This is a genomic window from Aerococcus sanguinicola, assembly GCF_008726925.1.
Classification (GTDB): domain Bacteria; phylum Bacillota; class Bacilli; order Lactobacillales; family Aerococcaceae; genus Aerococcus.
The window spans coordinates 183,813-198,220 of sequence record NZ_VYWO01000003.1; the positions used below are offsets into that span (position 1 = coordinate 183,813).

Below are 14,408 nucleotides of genomic sequence, written 5' to 3' on the forward strand. Positions count from 1 at the left end.
AGGTTCTAAAGAAATGAAAATTGCCATTGTTGCCGCCTTGTCGAAAGAAATTAGCTACTATTTGGATGCTATTCCAGACCTCGAAGCCTCTGAACGGGCAGGGGTTCATCTCTGGCACGGCCACTACCAAGGCCATGACCTGGCTATCGCCCAATGTGGCATAGGCAAAGTCAACGCGGCCTTAGCGACGACCTTAGTCGCCATGGAAGAGCCAGACCTGATTATCAATAATGGGTCAGCAGGGGCAGTAGCCAAGGACCTAGCTGTCGGCGACTTGGTCTTAGCCCAGGAAGCCGCCTACCATGATGTCGATATGACAGCTTTTGACCAGGCTTATGGTCAGATTGAAGGCCTGCCTGCTCGTTTCCAAGCAGATTCTCATTATCTCGCCCGCTTTGAGCAATGCTTGGCTGACCAGGGCGAAGCTGTCCGCCGGGGCCTCGTGGTCTCAGGGGATCGTTTCGTTGCTAGCCCTGCTATAGTGGAGGATATTGCCTCTAAGTTACCCGGCGCTCTCTGTACAGAGATGGAAGGGGCAGCCATTGCCCATGTGGCCCACCAGTTCGGCCGGCCCTTCCTCATTGCGCGCGTGATGTCGGATACGGCGGCGCAGGATGCAGCCATTGATTTTGATCAGTTTATCAGTGAAGTGGGCCCTAAGAGTGCCCGTCTCACTCTCGATTTTATCGGCAACTATTTAGAAGATTAGCCTTGACATTCTATTGAAAGATTGATAAGATAGCTTTTGTGTAAAATAATGCAGCACAGTTGAAGCAAGCTCGTCAACAGTCCTCCCACAATGGTGAAGCAAGTATCCGCGGCTGCAATAGGAGAAAGCCAAGGAGCGGACTGCACGAATGCGATCAACTGAATGACTTATTTTACTCCAATAATTAATTTATATGGAGGAATTCATCAATGTCACGTTATACAGGACCAACATGGAAAGTTTCCCGTCGTTTAGGGATCTCATTATCAGGTACAGGTAAAGAATTAAGCCGTCGCCCTTACGCACCAGGCCAACACGGACCTAACCAACGTCGTAAGAGCCTTTCTGAATACGGTTTACAATTACAAGAAAAACAAAAATTACGTTATATCTATGGGATGACTGAAAAACAATTCCATAACTTATTCGTTAAAGCTGGTAAAATTAAAGAAGGTAAGCTCGGGGTTAACTTCATGATCTTACTTGAACGCCGTTTAGACAACATGGTTTACCGCTTAGGTTTGGCTTCAACTCGTCGCCAAGCTCGCCAATTGGTTACCCACGGCCACATCTTAGTTGATGGCAAGCGCGTGGATATCCCTTCTTACTTAGTGGATGTTGACCAAGTAATCGGCGTTCGCGAAAAATCTAAAGAAATCCAAGTGATCAAGGATTCTGTTGAAGGTTTATACGGCCACGTCCCTTATGTATCATTCGATGAAGAGAAATTCGAAGGCTCATTAACACGTTATCCAGAACGTGATGAAATGAACCCAGATATCGATGAATCACTCGTCGTTGAATACTACAACCAATTATCTTAATTTTAAGCTTAATCGCTATAAAGGAGCTAGCCTGGCTGGCTCCTTTTTTGTCGGATAAAATCTTTCCAAGCGAGAAAGAAGAGGAGACCTGGGCCTTTTTATGGACTCTCCCTAGGCTTAGGGGCTTTTTTCTGCTATAATTTATGAGTATAAGAATGTAAGACATGATAAATTATTAATGAATTGGAGGAGCGAATGTGGAGCTATTAATCGCATTGCTCGTCGTGATTCTGATTGTGCTCATCGGCTATGGGATACTGTATTATTTAAGTAAGAAGCAGACCAAGACCAATCAGGAACTGGATGAGCAGAAGCAAGAAATCATGGCGATTCCGGTTGCTGACAAACTCTATACGATCAAGAATAAGAATGTAACAGGTAAAACCGGACGGGCGCTCGAGAATGAACAGGCCAACTGGCAAACCATCACCCAGTATAAGCTGCCAGAAATTGAAGCGGTTCTTGTCTCAGCCCAAGACGCGACAGATAAATTGTTCTCAAAAATCAAAGCTCGTCAAATGTCGGATAAGGCCGAAGACCTCATCCAGGAAGCGCGGACGGAAGTTGAGGGGATTAACCAACGTTTGGAGAAACTCCTAGACCAGGAAGCGGCCAATGCGACCTATCATGAAGAGCTCTATGACCGTTATGCTAAGATTCGCAAGCAATTGCTTGCCCATAGCTATGCTTACGGACCTTCCCAGGAAACTTTAGAGAAGAATTTATCTTATATCGAGTTAGATTTCACCAAATATAATGAACTAATGAATGATGGGGACTTCATCGGGGCCCATGAGATCCTCGAGCAGATCCAAGCGGACATTGAGTCCTTAGAGGGAATGATGGAAGAGATTCCAAGCCTCTTGACCCGGATCGATGAGGAATATATGGCCCAGTATGAAGACTTAAACCAAGGTTACAAGGCCATGCTCGAAGAGGATTACCGCTTCCCCATGGATGTGGATATTCCTGAAGAGATCAACCAAGTGGACAAGGTCATCACGAATGCCAAGGAAGCGATTGCCCGGGCTGATCTGGATGAAGCCCAAGCCATTATGGAACGAGCTGAAGTGCAGATTGACCGGACCTATGAGCTAATGGAAGCGGAACTTCGCGCCAAGCAGTATATTGGCGCCAACCAGGGGGCCATGCAGCAAGCCCTGACCAAGGTCCACCAGTCCAACCGCTACGCGATCTTAGAGATTGACCGGGTAGCGCAGAACTACCAACTCTCTGGTAGCGAAATGTCCCAGATGCGGGACTATGCCGACCAGATTGACCGCCTGCAAGAAACCATCGACTATAGCAACCAACAGGAAGGCAACCATACCATTGCCTATACCGATATGGAGACCCGCTACCGGGATAGCTACGACACCCTGTCTGAGATCGAGAAGGGCCAGTCAAAGATTGTTTCTTCACTCGCTGGACTCAAGCAACAGGAACGGGAAGCCCGCGACCAGCTCTACCTCTATGAGTTAGAACTCCGCAATATCAAGCGTAAGGTTAGCCAATACCACCTACCAGGTCTAGACGCTAGCTACTTGGACCGCTTCTTTGCCTGTGAGGATACCCTGGATGCTATGCGATCCAAACTCAACCGGGTCAAGCTGGATATGGATGAGATTAACCGTTTAAATCAAATAATTGCTGAGGATATTGAGTTTTTGGATACGGAAATCGAGAAAACACTCGACTATGTGCGCTTGACCGAAACCGCCATCCAATATGCCAACCGTTACCGGGCTAGTCATCCTGAGATTAACGATGCCGTGGACTACTCCCACTACCTCTTCAATGAGCGCTATGACTACCAAGGAGCCTACCAGGCGATTGTGGATGGTGTGTCGAAATTCGACAGCCAAGCCCAAAGCGAAATTGAAAAAATTTACCGCGCAGATAAGGCCAAGTATAATTATTAGAATCGTCAAGTTCCCTCTCCCGATCGGCGACATCTGGAGAGGGTTCACTGTTTTAAGAGAAAGGAAGCTAATGTCATGTCAAAAACGATTTATTTTGACAACAGTGCCACCACTAAGATTTTTCCAGAAGCAGCTGAATCCATGCTGAAGACTATGCAGACTTACTATGCCAACCCCTCCAGCCTCCATGCCTTGGGTAATCAAGCCCACCGCCTCCTGGAATCCGCCCGTAAGCAGGCGGCGACTATCCTAGGCTGCACACCAGAAGAAGTCTTCTTCACGGGTTCAGGCACAGAATCCGATAATTGGGCGGTCAAAGGGACCGCTTTGGAGAAGGCAGGGGCTGGCAAGCACTTGATCACGAGCCAAGTCGAACACCCGGCCATTATGAATACCATGCACGCCTTAGAGAAACAGGGCTTTGATGTGACCTATTTACCGGTGGACCAAACGGGCAAAATTAACCCAGAAGACTTGAAGTCGGCCATCCGTCCCGATACCACTCTAGTTTCGATCATGGCCATCAATAACGAAATTGGCAGCCAGCAGCCCATTAGCCAGCTTGCTGAAGTATTAGAAGACTATCCCAGCATCCACTTCCATGTCGACGGGGTGCAGAGTTTCATGAAGACACCACGTCCTTTGATCCACGACCGGGTCGATTTAATGAGTTTTTCAGCACATAAGTTCAATGGGCCCAGGGGATGTGGTATCCTATATAAGAAAGCTAACCGGCAGATCCTCCCCTTACTCGATGGTGGGGGACAAGAGCACTTGCTCAGAAGCTCGACGGAGAACCTGCCCGCTATTGTAGCGACGGTTAAGGCCATGCGCTTGACCCAGGAAGGAGCAGCTGAGGAGAAGCTTAGACACCAAAGCTTCCAAGACCGTCTCCGTCAATTCTTGGCCGAAGAAGCCGACCAAGTCACTGTCTTCAGTCCCGAGGATGGGGCAGCCCATATCTTGTGCTTTGCCCTCAAAGGTGTCCGCGGAGAGGTGATGGTCCATGCCTTGGAAGAAGAGGGGATCTATGTATCAACGACCAGCGCCTGCTCTAGCCGGAAGAGCCAACAGGGGTCGTCCACCCTAGCGGCCATGCCGGTCGATCCAAGTCTTGCCCGCTGTGCCATCCGTCTGAGCTTCGGCCAGGATAACCGGATGGACGAAATCGAAAGCTTTATTGCCGTCTACCGTCGTTTGCTTCACAAATTCGCCAAAATTCAATAGGAGGTCCTATGAAAAAAATTATTATGATCCGTTATGGGGAATTGTCCATCAAGGGCAAGAACAAGCGCCGCTTCATCCGCATACTATCGGATAATATCAAGCGTGCCCTCTATGACTATCCCCAAGTCAAAGTGAGCCAACAACATGATTTTATGTTTCTTCACCTGGATGATGCCCCCCAAGAGCTCGTCCTTGAACGCCTGCAGGACGTCTTCGGCATCCAATCCTATAGCCCGGCTTTGTCTATCGAACGCGACTTTGACAAGCTAAAGGAAGTTGCCCTTGACGTAGTTGCCCAGGAAATGGCCAAGTCAGAAATTAAGACCTTTAAGATTGCTACGTCGCGCTCGGACCATTCTTATCGCTTAGATACCAATGCCATTAACCGGGAACTCGGCGCTCATGTGGGGGCAGCCTATCCCGAGCTCAAGGTCCAATTAAAGCAACCTGATCTAAGCTTAAGAGTGAAGGTGCGCGAACAGGACTTCCTCCTGTCAACGGACTGGCTGCCTGGACTGGGTGGCCTGCCAGTGGGTTCGAGTGCCAAAGCTGTGCTCATGCTATCGGGGGGGATTGATTCGCCAGTAGCCGGTTACCTAGCCATGAAGCGGGGCATCCGGGTGACGGCCCTCCACTTTGCGTCGCCTCCCTATACCAGCCCCCAAGCCCTGGAGAAGGCTAAGAAGTTAGCGGGCAAGCTCAGCCGCTTCTCTGCTTGGATTAACTTCTTAGAGGTACCTTTTACCGAAATCCAGGAAGAAATTAAAGAAAAAATCCCTAAAGAATATCTGATGACGGTAACCCGGCGGATGATGTACCGGGTAGCGGATGCCTTGCGCGACCAATATGACGGCTTAGCCATTGTTAATGGGGAATCGGTAGGGCAAGTGGCTTCTCAAACTTTGGAGAGTATGTACACCATCAATGACGTCACATCGACGCCTATCCTCCGCCCCTTAGTGACCATGGATAAGCTTGAAATCATTGATATTGCTGAAAAGATCGATACTTATGATCTGTCTATCCTACCTTACGAAGATTGCTGTACGGTTTTTGCCCCTCCATCTCCTAAGACCAAGCCCCACTTGGACGAGGTGGAATACTTGGAGCAGCGTTTGGCCATTGATGAGCTCGTTCAAGCAGCTGTTGACCAGACGAAGTTTGAACGGATTGAGTGGCAGGACCAGGTGCGAGAAGCTGAGCATTTTGCAGATGAATTTGAAGATTTGTTGTAAAATAGGAGTAGACTAAGAGAGTGTGACAAAAGTCGGGAACAAAAAAAGACTGGGATCTTCCCAGTCCTTGTGTGTTAGTTAGGTTCGTAAAGGCAGAAAGGGAGTGACTTCAGAAAAGTGGAACGATCGGCTTGTAGCCGCTCTTATCCGCTTTGCCTCCAGTCATCCCTTTCTAGGCGCCTTTACTCGCACCCTTTAGTTGGGTTCGCAAGAGCAGACTTGAAGTGCTTTCGCAAGTTGGGAACGTGCAAGCGTGGCTTGCCCTTATCCCAACTTACTCCAAGCATCCAAGTCTAAACGCTCTTGCTCACACCCTTTAGTTGGGTTCGGGCTAGCAGAAATAGCTCCTCTTCACAAAGATCCGCCGAAGACTTGCAGTCTTCTCTGGCTCTTTGCTCCAGAGGTCTATTTCTCCCGCTAGCCCTCACACCCTTACCTTTACCCGGCGTAGTAGCCGTAGAGTGCCATGGCGGTGGCGAAGACCACGGAGCCGATGATCGCAATGAGTCCGATCCAGATTAAAATTTGGCCGCGACGTTTTTTCTTCTTTTTCTTATCGTACATTTTTGATTTTGGCATGTGCTGTGGCATAAGAAACCTCGCTTTCTCTTGTAAGCTGTACGCTTTTTATTATAGCATAGGGATATATGAATTGCTTAAGGAATATTTTTCACAAAAACTAAATACTATGGAGATGGAGTGTGAATGGAATGAGTGAAGAAGCAACACGCGTATTAATTATTGAAGATGAGAAGAATTTGGCTCGCTTCATTGAATTGGAGTTGAAGTATGAAGGTTATGAAGTCCAAACTTGCTACAATGGCCGCACGGGGCTCAAGGCTGCTCTAGAAGAAGACTGGGACATTATCTTACTGGATCTGATGCTGCCAGAGATCAATGGGGTGGAAGTTTGCCGCCGCTTGCGCCATGAGAAGACAACCCCTGTCATTATGATGACGGCCCGCGATTCGATTATCGACCGGGTTTCAGGCTTGGACCAAGGGGCAGATGACTATATTGTTAAGCCTTTCGCGATTGAAGAGCTCCTCGCTCGGATGCGGGCCTTACTCCGTCGCATCAACATTGCGGAGAGTGAATTCCAAGTGAAACAAACCAAGCTGACCTTCAAGGATATCACAGTGGAAAAAGAGAACCGGATTGTCCACCGGGGGGACGACATTATCGACTTGACCAAGCGCGAATATGAGCTCCTGGTCACCCTGATGGAGAACGTAAATGTCGTCCTCTCCCGCCAGGAACTCCTCAACAAGGTTTGGAATTATGAAACCGAAATTGAAACCAATGTCGTGGATGTTTATATCCGTTACTTGCGCAATAAGATTGACCGCGAAGACCAACCTTCTTATATCCAGACAGTACGCGGCACGGGCTATGTCATGAGGACGGAACAATGAGATTAGATAATCAACCTGATGACCAAAAGAAGAAAAAGCGAATTTCACTTTTTTGGAAATGGGGGCTCTGCCTATCAGGGATTATCTGGCTCATCGCCATGTTGGTACCAATTGCCATTGTGATCTTAAGTCCAGGTGAATTGGTGGTTTCTTTTGGCTTTATAGCCTTTTTCCTCCTCTTTGCTTCGGGGGTTGCCGGTTTCCTGACGGCGTCTTGGATGCTCCAACCGATTCGCGATATTAAATTTACTCTGGATCAAATCAGCTTTAAGAGCATAGCGGATACCCGGGTCCTTATTCGTGACAGCCAGGATGAGCTGACCGATATTTCCTTGGGGATCAACCAACTTCTGGATCGGATGACCCATTACATTGACCAGCAAGTTCATTTTGTCGAGGATGCTTCCCATGAGCTGCGGACGCCAGTGGCTATTGTCCAGGGCCATTTGAAGATGCTCAACCGCTGGGGCAAGGATGACCCGGAAATCTTACAGGAATCCATCCAGTCAGCCTTGAGTGAGATTGAGCGGATGCGCGGCTTGGTCCAAGAGATGCTTGACTTATCACGGGCCGGCCAGGTCGAGATCCACTACCAGGATGAGGCGGTGGATGCCGGTATGGTCGTGGAGGAGGTCTATGAGAACTTTAAGATGCTCCACCCTGATTTTACCTTTATCTTGAATAATGAGCTCTCTAAGCCCTATTATGTGGCCATTAACCGCCATCATTTAGAGCAATGTCTGATTATCTTGATGGACAATGCGGTCAAGTATTCAACGGATACGCCCTTGATCCACCTGACCGTTTCGACCGATGTTGTTCGTTATGTGGAAATCGCTGTCCAAGACTTTGGGGAAGGGCTCTCTAAGGAAGACCAAGATAAGATCTTTAACCGCTTCTACCGGGTTGACAAGGCCCGGTCCCGCGAAAGAGGGGGCAATGGCCTCGGCCTCCCGATTGCCCAGCAGTTGATTGAAGGTTACAAGGGCCAGCTCTTTGTAGAATCCTCCTTGAATAGTGGGTCCATCTTCCATATTCGCCTGCCCTTGGCTGAAGAAGTAGACGACAAGGTGCGGACGGAGGATAGTGAGCTATCAGCCCCTGGCGAAGACTAATCGTTAAAACAAAAATGCCTTAAAGCAGCTTACTAGGTCTGCTTTAAGGCATTTCATTTTAGCTTGATTTAAGCTTTATTGACGTTTTTGCTTGCCGGCGTTCCGTTGTTTTTTCGGACGGTCGCTGACTTGGCGTGGCTGGTCTGCCTTGGCACTTTGGGTAACGTCCTTAGCTTGAGGTCTTGGACTGGACTTCACCTTAATTGGGTTCTCCTTCATCTCTGCTTCAATCCGTGCGGTAATCCGCGGCCGGTAAACGAAGTTGGTGTAGAGGGACTGGAGGACACCCCAGAGCGCTGACACAATGAAATAGAGGGTCAGACCGGCAGGGGCGCTGAAGACAATGAAGCCCATCATCACTGGCATCATAAACATAGACATCTTCATTTGGGCCCGTTGCTCTTCTGGAATCCCTTGGAGGGAAACCCAGGACTGTAGGGCATAGAGGGCAATCGTGATGATAGCGAAGAGTAGGCTAGGCTCTCCCAGTGGAATCCCGAAGAAGGTATAGGCCTTGATTTCAGGACTGGTGCGGATTGCCGCATAGAGGCCTGAGAAGATCGGCAATTGGATAAGGAGAGGCAGGCAGCCCTTCATCCCACCGAGCATGGAAATGTTGTTTTCCTTGAGAAATTCTTGCTGCTCCATGGCCAGGCGCATCCGCTCTTCGTCACTTGCGGCGTTCTTTTGCCGCTCCTGCATTTCCTTCATATAGGGTTGGAATTCCTTCATCCGTACCGAGTGTTCCATGGTGGAATTCAGCTGGCGCATGGTGAGTGGCAAGAGGACCAAGCGTACCAAAATGGTCATGGTGATAATGGCCAGGCCATAATTGCCATTAAAGATATCAGCAAACCAATTGAGTAAGCGGTTGATCGGCATGGCGAACCAACGGAAGCCAAAACCGTCCGGATTATTCGGGTTGGCACAGCCAGCTAGTAAAAGCGTACTAGTTAGCGTCAAGGCAAGCAGCTTGGCCCGCTTGCCTGTCAATGAGTTAAACAATATGTCACGTCCTTTAAACTTTGATAAAAAACTTACCCTATTATTCTATCGAAACTAGCTAGTGATTTCAATAAAGCGTTTCAAAAGAATCTTTAAAATCTAAGTCTTCTTCTGCGATAAGGTCGACCTGGTCAATCCGGGCATAGGGATTGGCTTCCTCAAGGGCTTGGAGGAAGTCTTCCCGGGTCTGGGCATCGGCTTGGAGGACCAAGCTCACACTACCGTCTGCTTCATTTTTTACCGAGCCGCCTAAGTCCCACTGGCGGGCTAATTGGCTGCAATGGAAGCGGAAGCCGACCCCTTGGACCCGGCCGCTGATACGAAGTTTACTGGTTAACATCTTCTAACCTCCTTTCTTTAATCATAGCATGCTTCCTGTGCGAGGGGGAATAGGAGAGACGGAAAACTTTCTTGCTAGAATTAATCCTGGCTCAGAGGCTGCGTAAAGCTTCAAAATTGTATATAATATATGGTGTACCATCGTCGAAGCGACGACTTTAGAAAGGATGTTGTCAGAAGTCAATGGCAAAAAGAAGAAGGAAAAAAACAAAAAAACGTCCATTTAAACGTGAAGCCATTGCGCTGGGGCTTCTCGTGCTTACTTTATTCGGTATCTTCCGCTTAGGCTTTGTGGGCCGGCTCCTAGCCCAGCTTATGCGCTTGTTGGTCGGCGAACTCTATTTGCCTGTATTTGTCGGCCTGGCTTTGGCTATGGCTTGGCTGATCGTAAGCGGTAAGGGCCTAGAAGTGCGCAACCGCCTAGCCCAAGCCTGTCTCTGGCTCCTTCCCTTGTTAGCTCTTATCCTACATTCCTGGTATTTCTCAGCCTTTGCTGCCCAGGGCCAGTCTTTGATTAATGTGACTTGGGCTCTGGGAACGGAGGCTCTAAGCCAGGACAGCTTCAGTCAGAGCCTAGGGGGCGGGATGCTCGGCGCCCTGCTCTACACGGTCTCTTACTTCACCCTGGGCCAGATCGGCACTTATGTCTTGATTTTCATTGCCATCTTGGTCTTGCTCTGCTATGTGATGAATATTACTTGGCAGGAATTTTTGGAAGGCATCCAGATGCTGTGGAGTGTCTTTACAGACTGGTTTTCCCGCTTCCTAGCCGACAGCAAGGAAAGCCTACAGAAGCAGTCTGAAAGGCGGCAGACCAAGGCCCAGACAGAGGCCAAGCAAAGGAGCGACAAGCCAGCTAAGAACCGCATCCGCCCGAAAAAAGACCGTGCCGACCAAGCGACCCAGCCGGCAAGTCGGGAACCAGTAGAAATTGTCGGCCTGTCTTCTCCTAAAGACCAGGAATCTAAGGCAAGAAGCAAGCCCGCCAAACAGGAAGCTGGGGGCCAAAGTCCCGCTCCCCCTCAAAACATTCCCCTAAAGTTCGACTTTGAGGAGGAAGAAGAGGATGACCATGAGGACTTGAACCACATGCAGATGGAAGCAGAGGAGGAGAACCCCAATTACCGCTTGCCCCAGCCCGAGCTCTTGAATGACCGTGAAGAGACGGACCAATCTGGTGAGTACAGTGTCATCCAGCACAATATTGAGAAGCTAGAAGAAACCTTTGAGAGCTTCAATGTCGACGCCAAGGTGGTCAAAGCCAATCTTGGCCCTGCTGTCACCAAGTTTGAAATCCAGCCGGCTATTGGGACAAAGGTAAGTAAGATTACCAATTTGGCTGACGATATTGCCTTGGCTTTAGCAGCTAAGGATATTCGGATTGAAGCCCCAATTCCAGGCAAATCAGCAATCGGGATTGAAGTGCCTAACCAACAAGTCAGTCTGGTTTCCTTGCGTGATAGCCTGGAGCATGCGCCGAAGTCTTCCAAGCTCTTGGAAGTGCCCTTGGGACGGAGCATTGCCGGTTCAATCCAGATGGCGGACCTGGCTAAGATGCCCCACCTCTTGGTCGCTGGCTCTACCGGGTCAGGGAAGTCGGTCTGTATCAACGGGGTGATCATCTCCATCTTGATGAAGGCCAAACCCCATGAAGTTAAATTAATGATGATCGACCCTAAGAAGGTGGAATTGAATGTGTATAATGGGATCCCCCACCTCCTGACCCCAGTGGTAACCAACCCCCGCAAGGCAGCCCAGGCCCTCAATAAGATTGTGGCTGAGATGGAGCGGCGCTATGAACTTTTTGCCGAAACAGGGGCCCGCAATATGAAGGGCTATAACCAACACATTCGCGAAAAGAACCGGGAAGAGGGGACTGAGGACCCCTGCCTGCCCTATATTGTTGTGATTGTCGATGAGCTGGCTGACCTGATGATGGTCGCTTCCAAGGAAGTTGAAGCAGCGATTATCCGCCTAGCTCAGATGGCCCGGGCGGCAGGTATCCATATGATCCTCGCCACGCAAAGGCCTTCTGTGGATGTCATCACAGGGATTATCAAGGCTAATGTGCCCTCGCGGATTGCCTTCGCTGTGTCGAGCGGGACCGATTCGCGGACCATTATTGACCAGAACGGGGCGGAGAAGTTGCTAGGACGCGGGGACATGCTCTTTATGCCCATGGGTGAAGGTAAGCCGATCCGGGTCCAAGGGGCCTTTATTGATGATGATGAAGTGGAACGCGTCGTTGACTTTGTTAAGTCCCAGCAAGAAGCCAATTATGTGGAAGCCATGATGCCAAGTGAGCCTAGCGAAGATAATCCGGCTGATGAGCTCGATGAGATGTGGCCGGAAGCCCTGGAATTTGTCAAGACTCGGGAAACGGTCTCGACGTCTATGATGCAGCGCCGTTTCCGCATCGGTTATAACCGGGCGGCCCGGCTCATTGATGATATGGAACAGCGCGGGATCGTGGGTCCAGCTAATGGGTCGAAGCCGAGGATTGTGAATATATCCGAAAGCAGTGAAGCGCCTTCGGAAGCTGATTAAAGGAGATAAGCCATGAATTTACCCAATAAATTAACTATATTTCGTATTCTATTGATTCCCGTATTCCTGGTCTTAGTGGAATTGCCCTTGGACTGGGGAACTTGGCATTTTTTAGGCAGTCAGATTGACCCGCATTTGTTTCTAGCGGCCCTGGTCTTTATCTTCGCCAGTTTTACCGACTGGCTGGACGGCTACATTGCCCGCCGTGACCATTTAATTACCAATTTCGGTAAGTTTGCCGATCCCATTGCAGACAAGATGCTGGTCGCTACGGCCCTGATTGAGCTGGTGAGCCTGGGGAGAGCGCCTGGCTGGGTAGTCAGTCTCATCTTGATGCGGGAACTGGCAGTATCTGGCCTGCGTTTGATCTTGGTCCAGGAAGGGGAGGTGATGGCGGCGAAATTTATCGGTAAGGTGAAAACCATGACCCAGATGTTCTCTGTGATCTTCCTCTTGGTTGATGATGCGCCCTTTGGCTTCTTACCTTTCTCCCTAGGCCAGGTCTTACTCTATCTTGCCCTCTTCTTTACCCTCTACTCAGGCTTTGACTATTTCGTAAAGAACAAAAAAGTATTTAGCGATGGCCTCTAAGCCTTCCCTATAAAAAATAAAAAGTGATTAGGTCAAGCTCCTAGTCACTTTTTTATCCCTTGAGGTCGTTTAAGCTAAGCTTATTAAGAAAATTTGTTAGAATAAAAGTGAATTTTTAAATCGATGGTTTATATATGATTGAGGAGGAAAAAAATGAAAGCGGAAATTATTGCCATTGGGACCGAAATTTTAATGGGACAAATTGTTAATACCAATGCCCAATTTTTGGCCCAGCAGCTGACCGAACTGGGGGTGGGACACTATATCCAAACGGCGATTGGTGACAATCCGGACCGCTTGGCAGCCGTTACCAAGCAGGCTGAAGAGCGGTCAGATATTATTATTTATTGTGGCGGTATCGGCCCTACCCGTGATGACTTGACCAAGCAAGCCCTGTCTGCTTACTTGGACGAGCCCTTGGTCTATGATGAAGCCAACCTAGACCGGGTCCGTCAAGACTTTAGCCGACGCCAGGCGCCTATGTCGGACTTGAACAAGCGGATGTCCTTGTATTTTAGCGGGGGGAGAAGCCTCAAGAACCCTGTTGGCCAAGCTGTGGGCACAGCCCTCCTCAAAGCGGGCAAGCTCTACCTGGTGCTGCCTGGTTTTCCTAAGGAGATGCGGGCGATGTTCCTGGAAGAGGCCAAGCCCTTACTTGTAGACTTTACTGCTGGGGAGAGGCGGCAAGTCCTGAGCTCACGGTATTTGAATTACTATGGTTTAGGTGAATCGCAACTGGCGGAGCTCTTGGATGACCTCATTCAAAAGCAGGCAAATCCTACGATTGGGACCTATTCCAAGAACAATGTCCTCACCCTGCGCTTGACTGCTAGCGGTCCCGATGAGTCAACAACCGAGGCCTTATTAGATGACCTAGAAGCAGCAATCAACGACCGGATCGGGGCCTATTACTATGGCCAAGGTCTGGATTATATGCCCAGCCAGGCCTTGGTCCAAGCGCTCAAGGACCACCAGCAAAGCCTATCCCTTGCTGAGAGCCTGACCGGCGGCATGGCGGCAGCAGCGATTGTGGATAGCCCGGGTGCCTCTGAAATCTTTGAAGGGGGCGTGGTGACTTATAGCCTCCAAGCCAAGCGTGATGTCCTGGGTGTGCCCGCAGAGCTCTTAGAGAAAGAGGGAATGGTCAGCCAAGCCTGTGCCCAGGCCATGGCTGAGAAATGCCGCCAGCTCTTCCAAACAGACTATGCCTTAAGCTTTACGGGGGTTGCCGGTCCCGACCAAATGGAAGGCCAGGACGTGGGAACCGTCTTTATCGGTCTAGCGGGGCCTGGGGGCTGCCAAGTCCACCGCCTTCATTTGTCCGGTCAACGTGAGAATATCCGCCGGTCTGCGGTTCACGCCGCCTGCCTCGCCCTGATTAAGCACTTAGATTAGAACAACTGTTCGCTTTTTGCTTGCTATTTGAGCAGAAGCCCGCTACAATATAGCTAGAGTAAATGTACGACAAGGAGGAAGTAC

The 14,408-nt window shown here is 49.5% G+C and carries 13 protein-coding genes; 10 read left to right on the forward strand and 3 right to left on the reverse strand.

All coding sequences use genetic code 11. The annotated features are described in order from the left end of the window. Window positions 1-13 precede the first annotated feature (13 nt). The 5 genes from F6I03_RS06155 to thiI all read left to right on the forward strand — a co-directional run bounded on the left by F6I03_RS06155 (window position 14) and on the right by thiI (window position 5,917). Entirely contained in the window at window positions 14-709 is a 696-nt protein-coding gene (locus F6I03_RS06155; protein ID WP_070429990.1) for a 5'-methylthioadenosine/adenosylhomocysteine nucleosidase, read from the forward strand. Window positions 710-918: 209 nt separating this feature from the next. Then, window positions 919-1,533, forward strand: coding sequence for a 30S ribosomal protein S4 (gene rpsD, locus F6I03_RS06160; protein ID WP_067972024.1), 615 nt, complete (start codon window positions 919-921; stop codon window positions 1,531-1,533). 197 nt (window positions 1,534-1,730) lie between these two features. After that, window positions 1,731-3,455, forward strand: a complete 1,725-nt coding sequence (locus F6I03_RS06165) for a septation ring formation regulator EzrA (protein WP_070429991.1) — start codon at window positions 1,731-1,733, stop codon at window positions 3,453-3,455. Window positions 3,456-3,530: 75 nt separating this feature from the next. After that, on the forward strand, window positions 3,531-4,682 hold the full coding sequence (locus tag F6I03_RS06170; protein ID WP_070429992.1) for a cysteine desulfurase family protein: 1,152 nt from the start codon (window positions 3,531-3,533) through the stop codon (window positions 4,680-4,682). Between the two features lie 8 nt (window positions 4,683-4,690). Beyond that, the gene (gene thiI, locus F6I03_RS06175; RefSeq protein ID WP_070429993.1) at window positions 4,691-5,917 is read left to right on the forward strand and encodes a tRNA uracil 4-sulfurtransferase ThiI; all 1,227 of its coding nucleotides are present in this window, start codon (window positions 4,691-4,693) and stop codon (window positions 5,915-5,917) included. Window positions 5,918-6,355: 438 nt separating this feature from the next. Here thiI and F6I03_RS09780 read toward each other — a convergent pair whose 3' ends face one another. Further along, window positions 6,356-6,496, reverse strand: a complete 141-nt coding sequence (locus F6I03_RS09780; RefSeq protein WP_168160449.1) for a hypothetical protein — start codon at window positions 6,494-6,496, stop codon at window positions 6,356-6,358. A 131-nt stretch (window positions 6,497-6,627) separates the two neighbouring features. Here F6I03_RS09780 and F6I03_RS06180 point away from each other — a divergent pair, with 131 nt between their 5' ends. Both F6I03_RS06180 and F6I03_RS06185 read left to right on the forward strand, forming a co-directional pair. Continuing rightward, on the forward strand, window positions 6,628-7,332 hold the full coding sequence (locus F6I03_RS06180; RefSeq protein WP_070429994.1) for a response regulator transcription factor: 705 nt from the start codon (window positions 6,628-6,630) through the stop codon (window positions 7,330-7,332). Then, on the forward strand, window positions 7,329-8,447 hold the full coding sequence (locus F6I03_RS06185) for a sensor histidine kinase (RefSeq protein WP_070429995.1): 1,119 nt from the start codon (window positions 7,329-7,331) through the stop codon (window positions 8,445-8,447). The genes F6I03_RS06180 and F6I03_RS06185 overlap by 4 nt, the downstream gene beginning before the upstream one ends. Before the next feature lie 75 nt (window positions 8,448-8,522). On the opposite strand, the gene yidC is transcribed toward F6I03_RS06185, so the two are convergent. Both yidC and F6I03_RS06195 read right to left on the reverse strand, forming a co-directional pair. Then, the gene (yidC, locus tag F6I03_RS06190) at window positions 8,523-9,452 is read right to left on the reverse strand and encodes a membrane protein insertase YidC (RefSeq protein ID WP_070429996.1); all 930 of its coding nucleotides are present in this window, start codon (window positions 9,450-9,452) and stop codon (window positions 8,523-8,525) included. Window positions 9,453-9,519: 67 nt separating this feature from the next. Beyond that, complete coding sequence (locus F6I03_RS06195) at window positions 9,520-9,792, reverse strand: acylphosphatase (RefSeq protein WP_070429997.1); 273 nt, start codon at window positions 9,790-9,792, stop codon at window positions 9,520-9,522. A 182-nt stretch (window positions 9,793-9,974) separates the two neighbouring features. On the opposite strand from F6I03_RS06195, the gene F6I03_RS06200 reads away from it, so the two are divergent. From F6I03_RS06200 to F6I03_RS06210, 3 genes are all read left to right on the forward strand, one after another. After that, on the forward strand, window positions 9,975-12,338 hold the full coding sequence (locus F6I03_RS06200; protein ID WP_070429998.1) for a DNA translocase FtsK: 2,364 nt from the start codon (window positions 9,975-9,977) through the stop codon (window positions 12,336-12,338). A gap of 12 nt (window positions 12,339-12,350) precedes the next feature. Continuing rightward, window positions 12,351-12,929 carry a CDP-diacylglycerol--glycerol-3-phosphate 3-phosphatidyltransferase gene (gene pgsA / locus F6I03_RS06205; RefSeq protein WP_070429999.1) on the forward strand — a complete coding sequence of 193 codons (579 nt, stop codon included), beginning with the start codon at window positions 12,351-12,353 and terminating at the stop codon, window positions 12,927-12,929. A 153-nt stretch (window positions 12,930-13,082) separates the two neighbouring features. Continuing rightward, a complete protein-coding gene (locus tag F6I03_RS06210) occupies window positions 13,083-14,324 on the forward strand; it encodes a competence/damage-inducible protein A (RefSeq protein ID WP_070430000.1) in 1,242 nt (413 codons plus the stop codon). Window positions 14,325-14,408 lie beyond the last annotated feature (84 nt).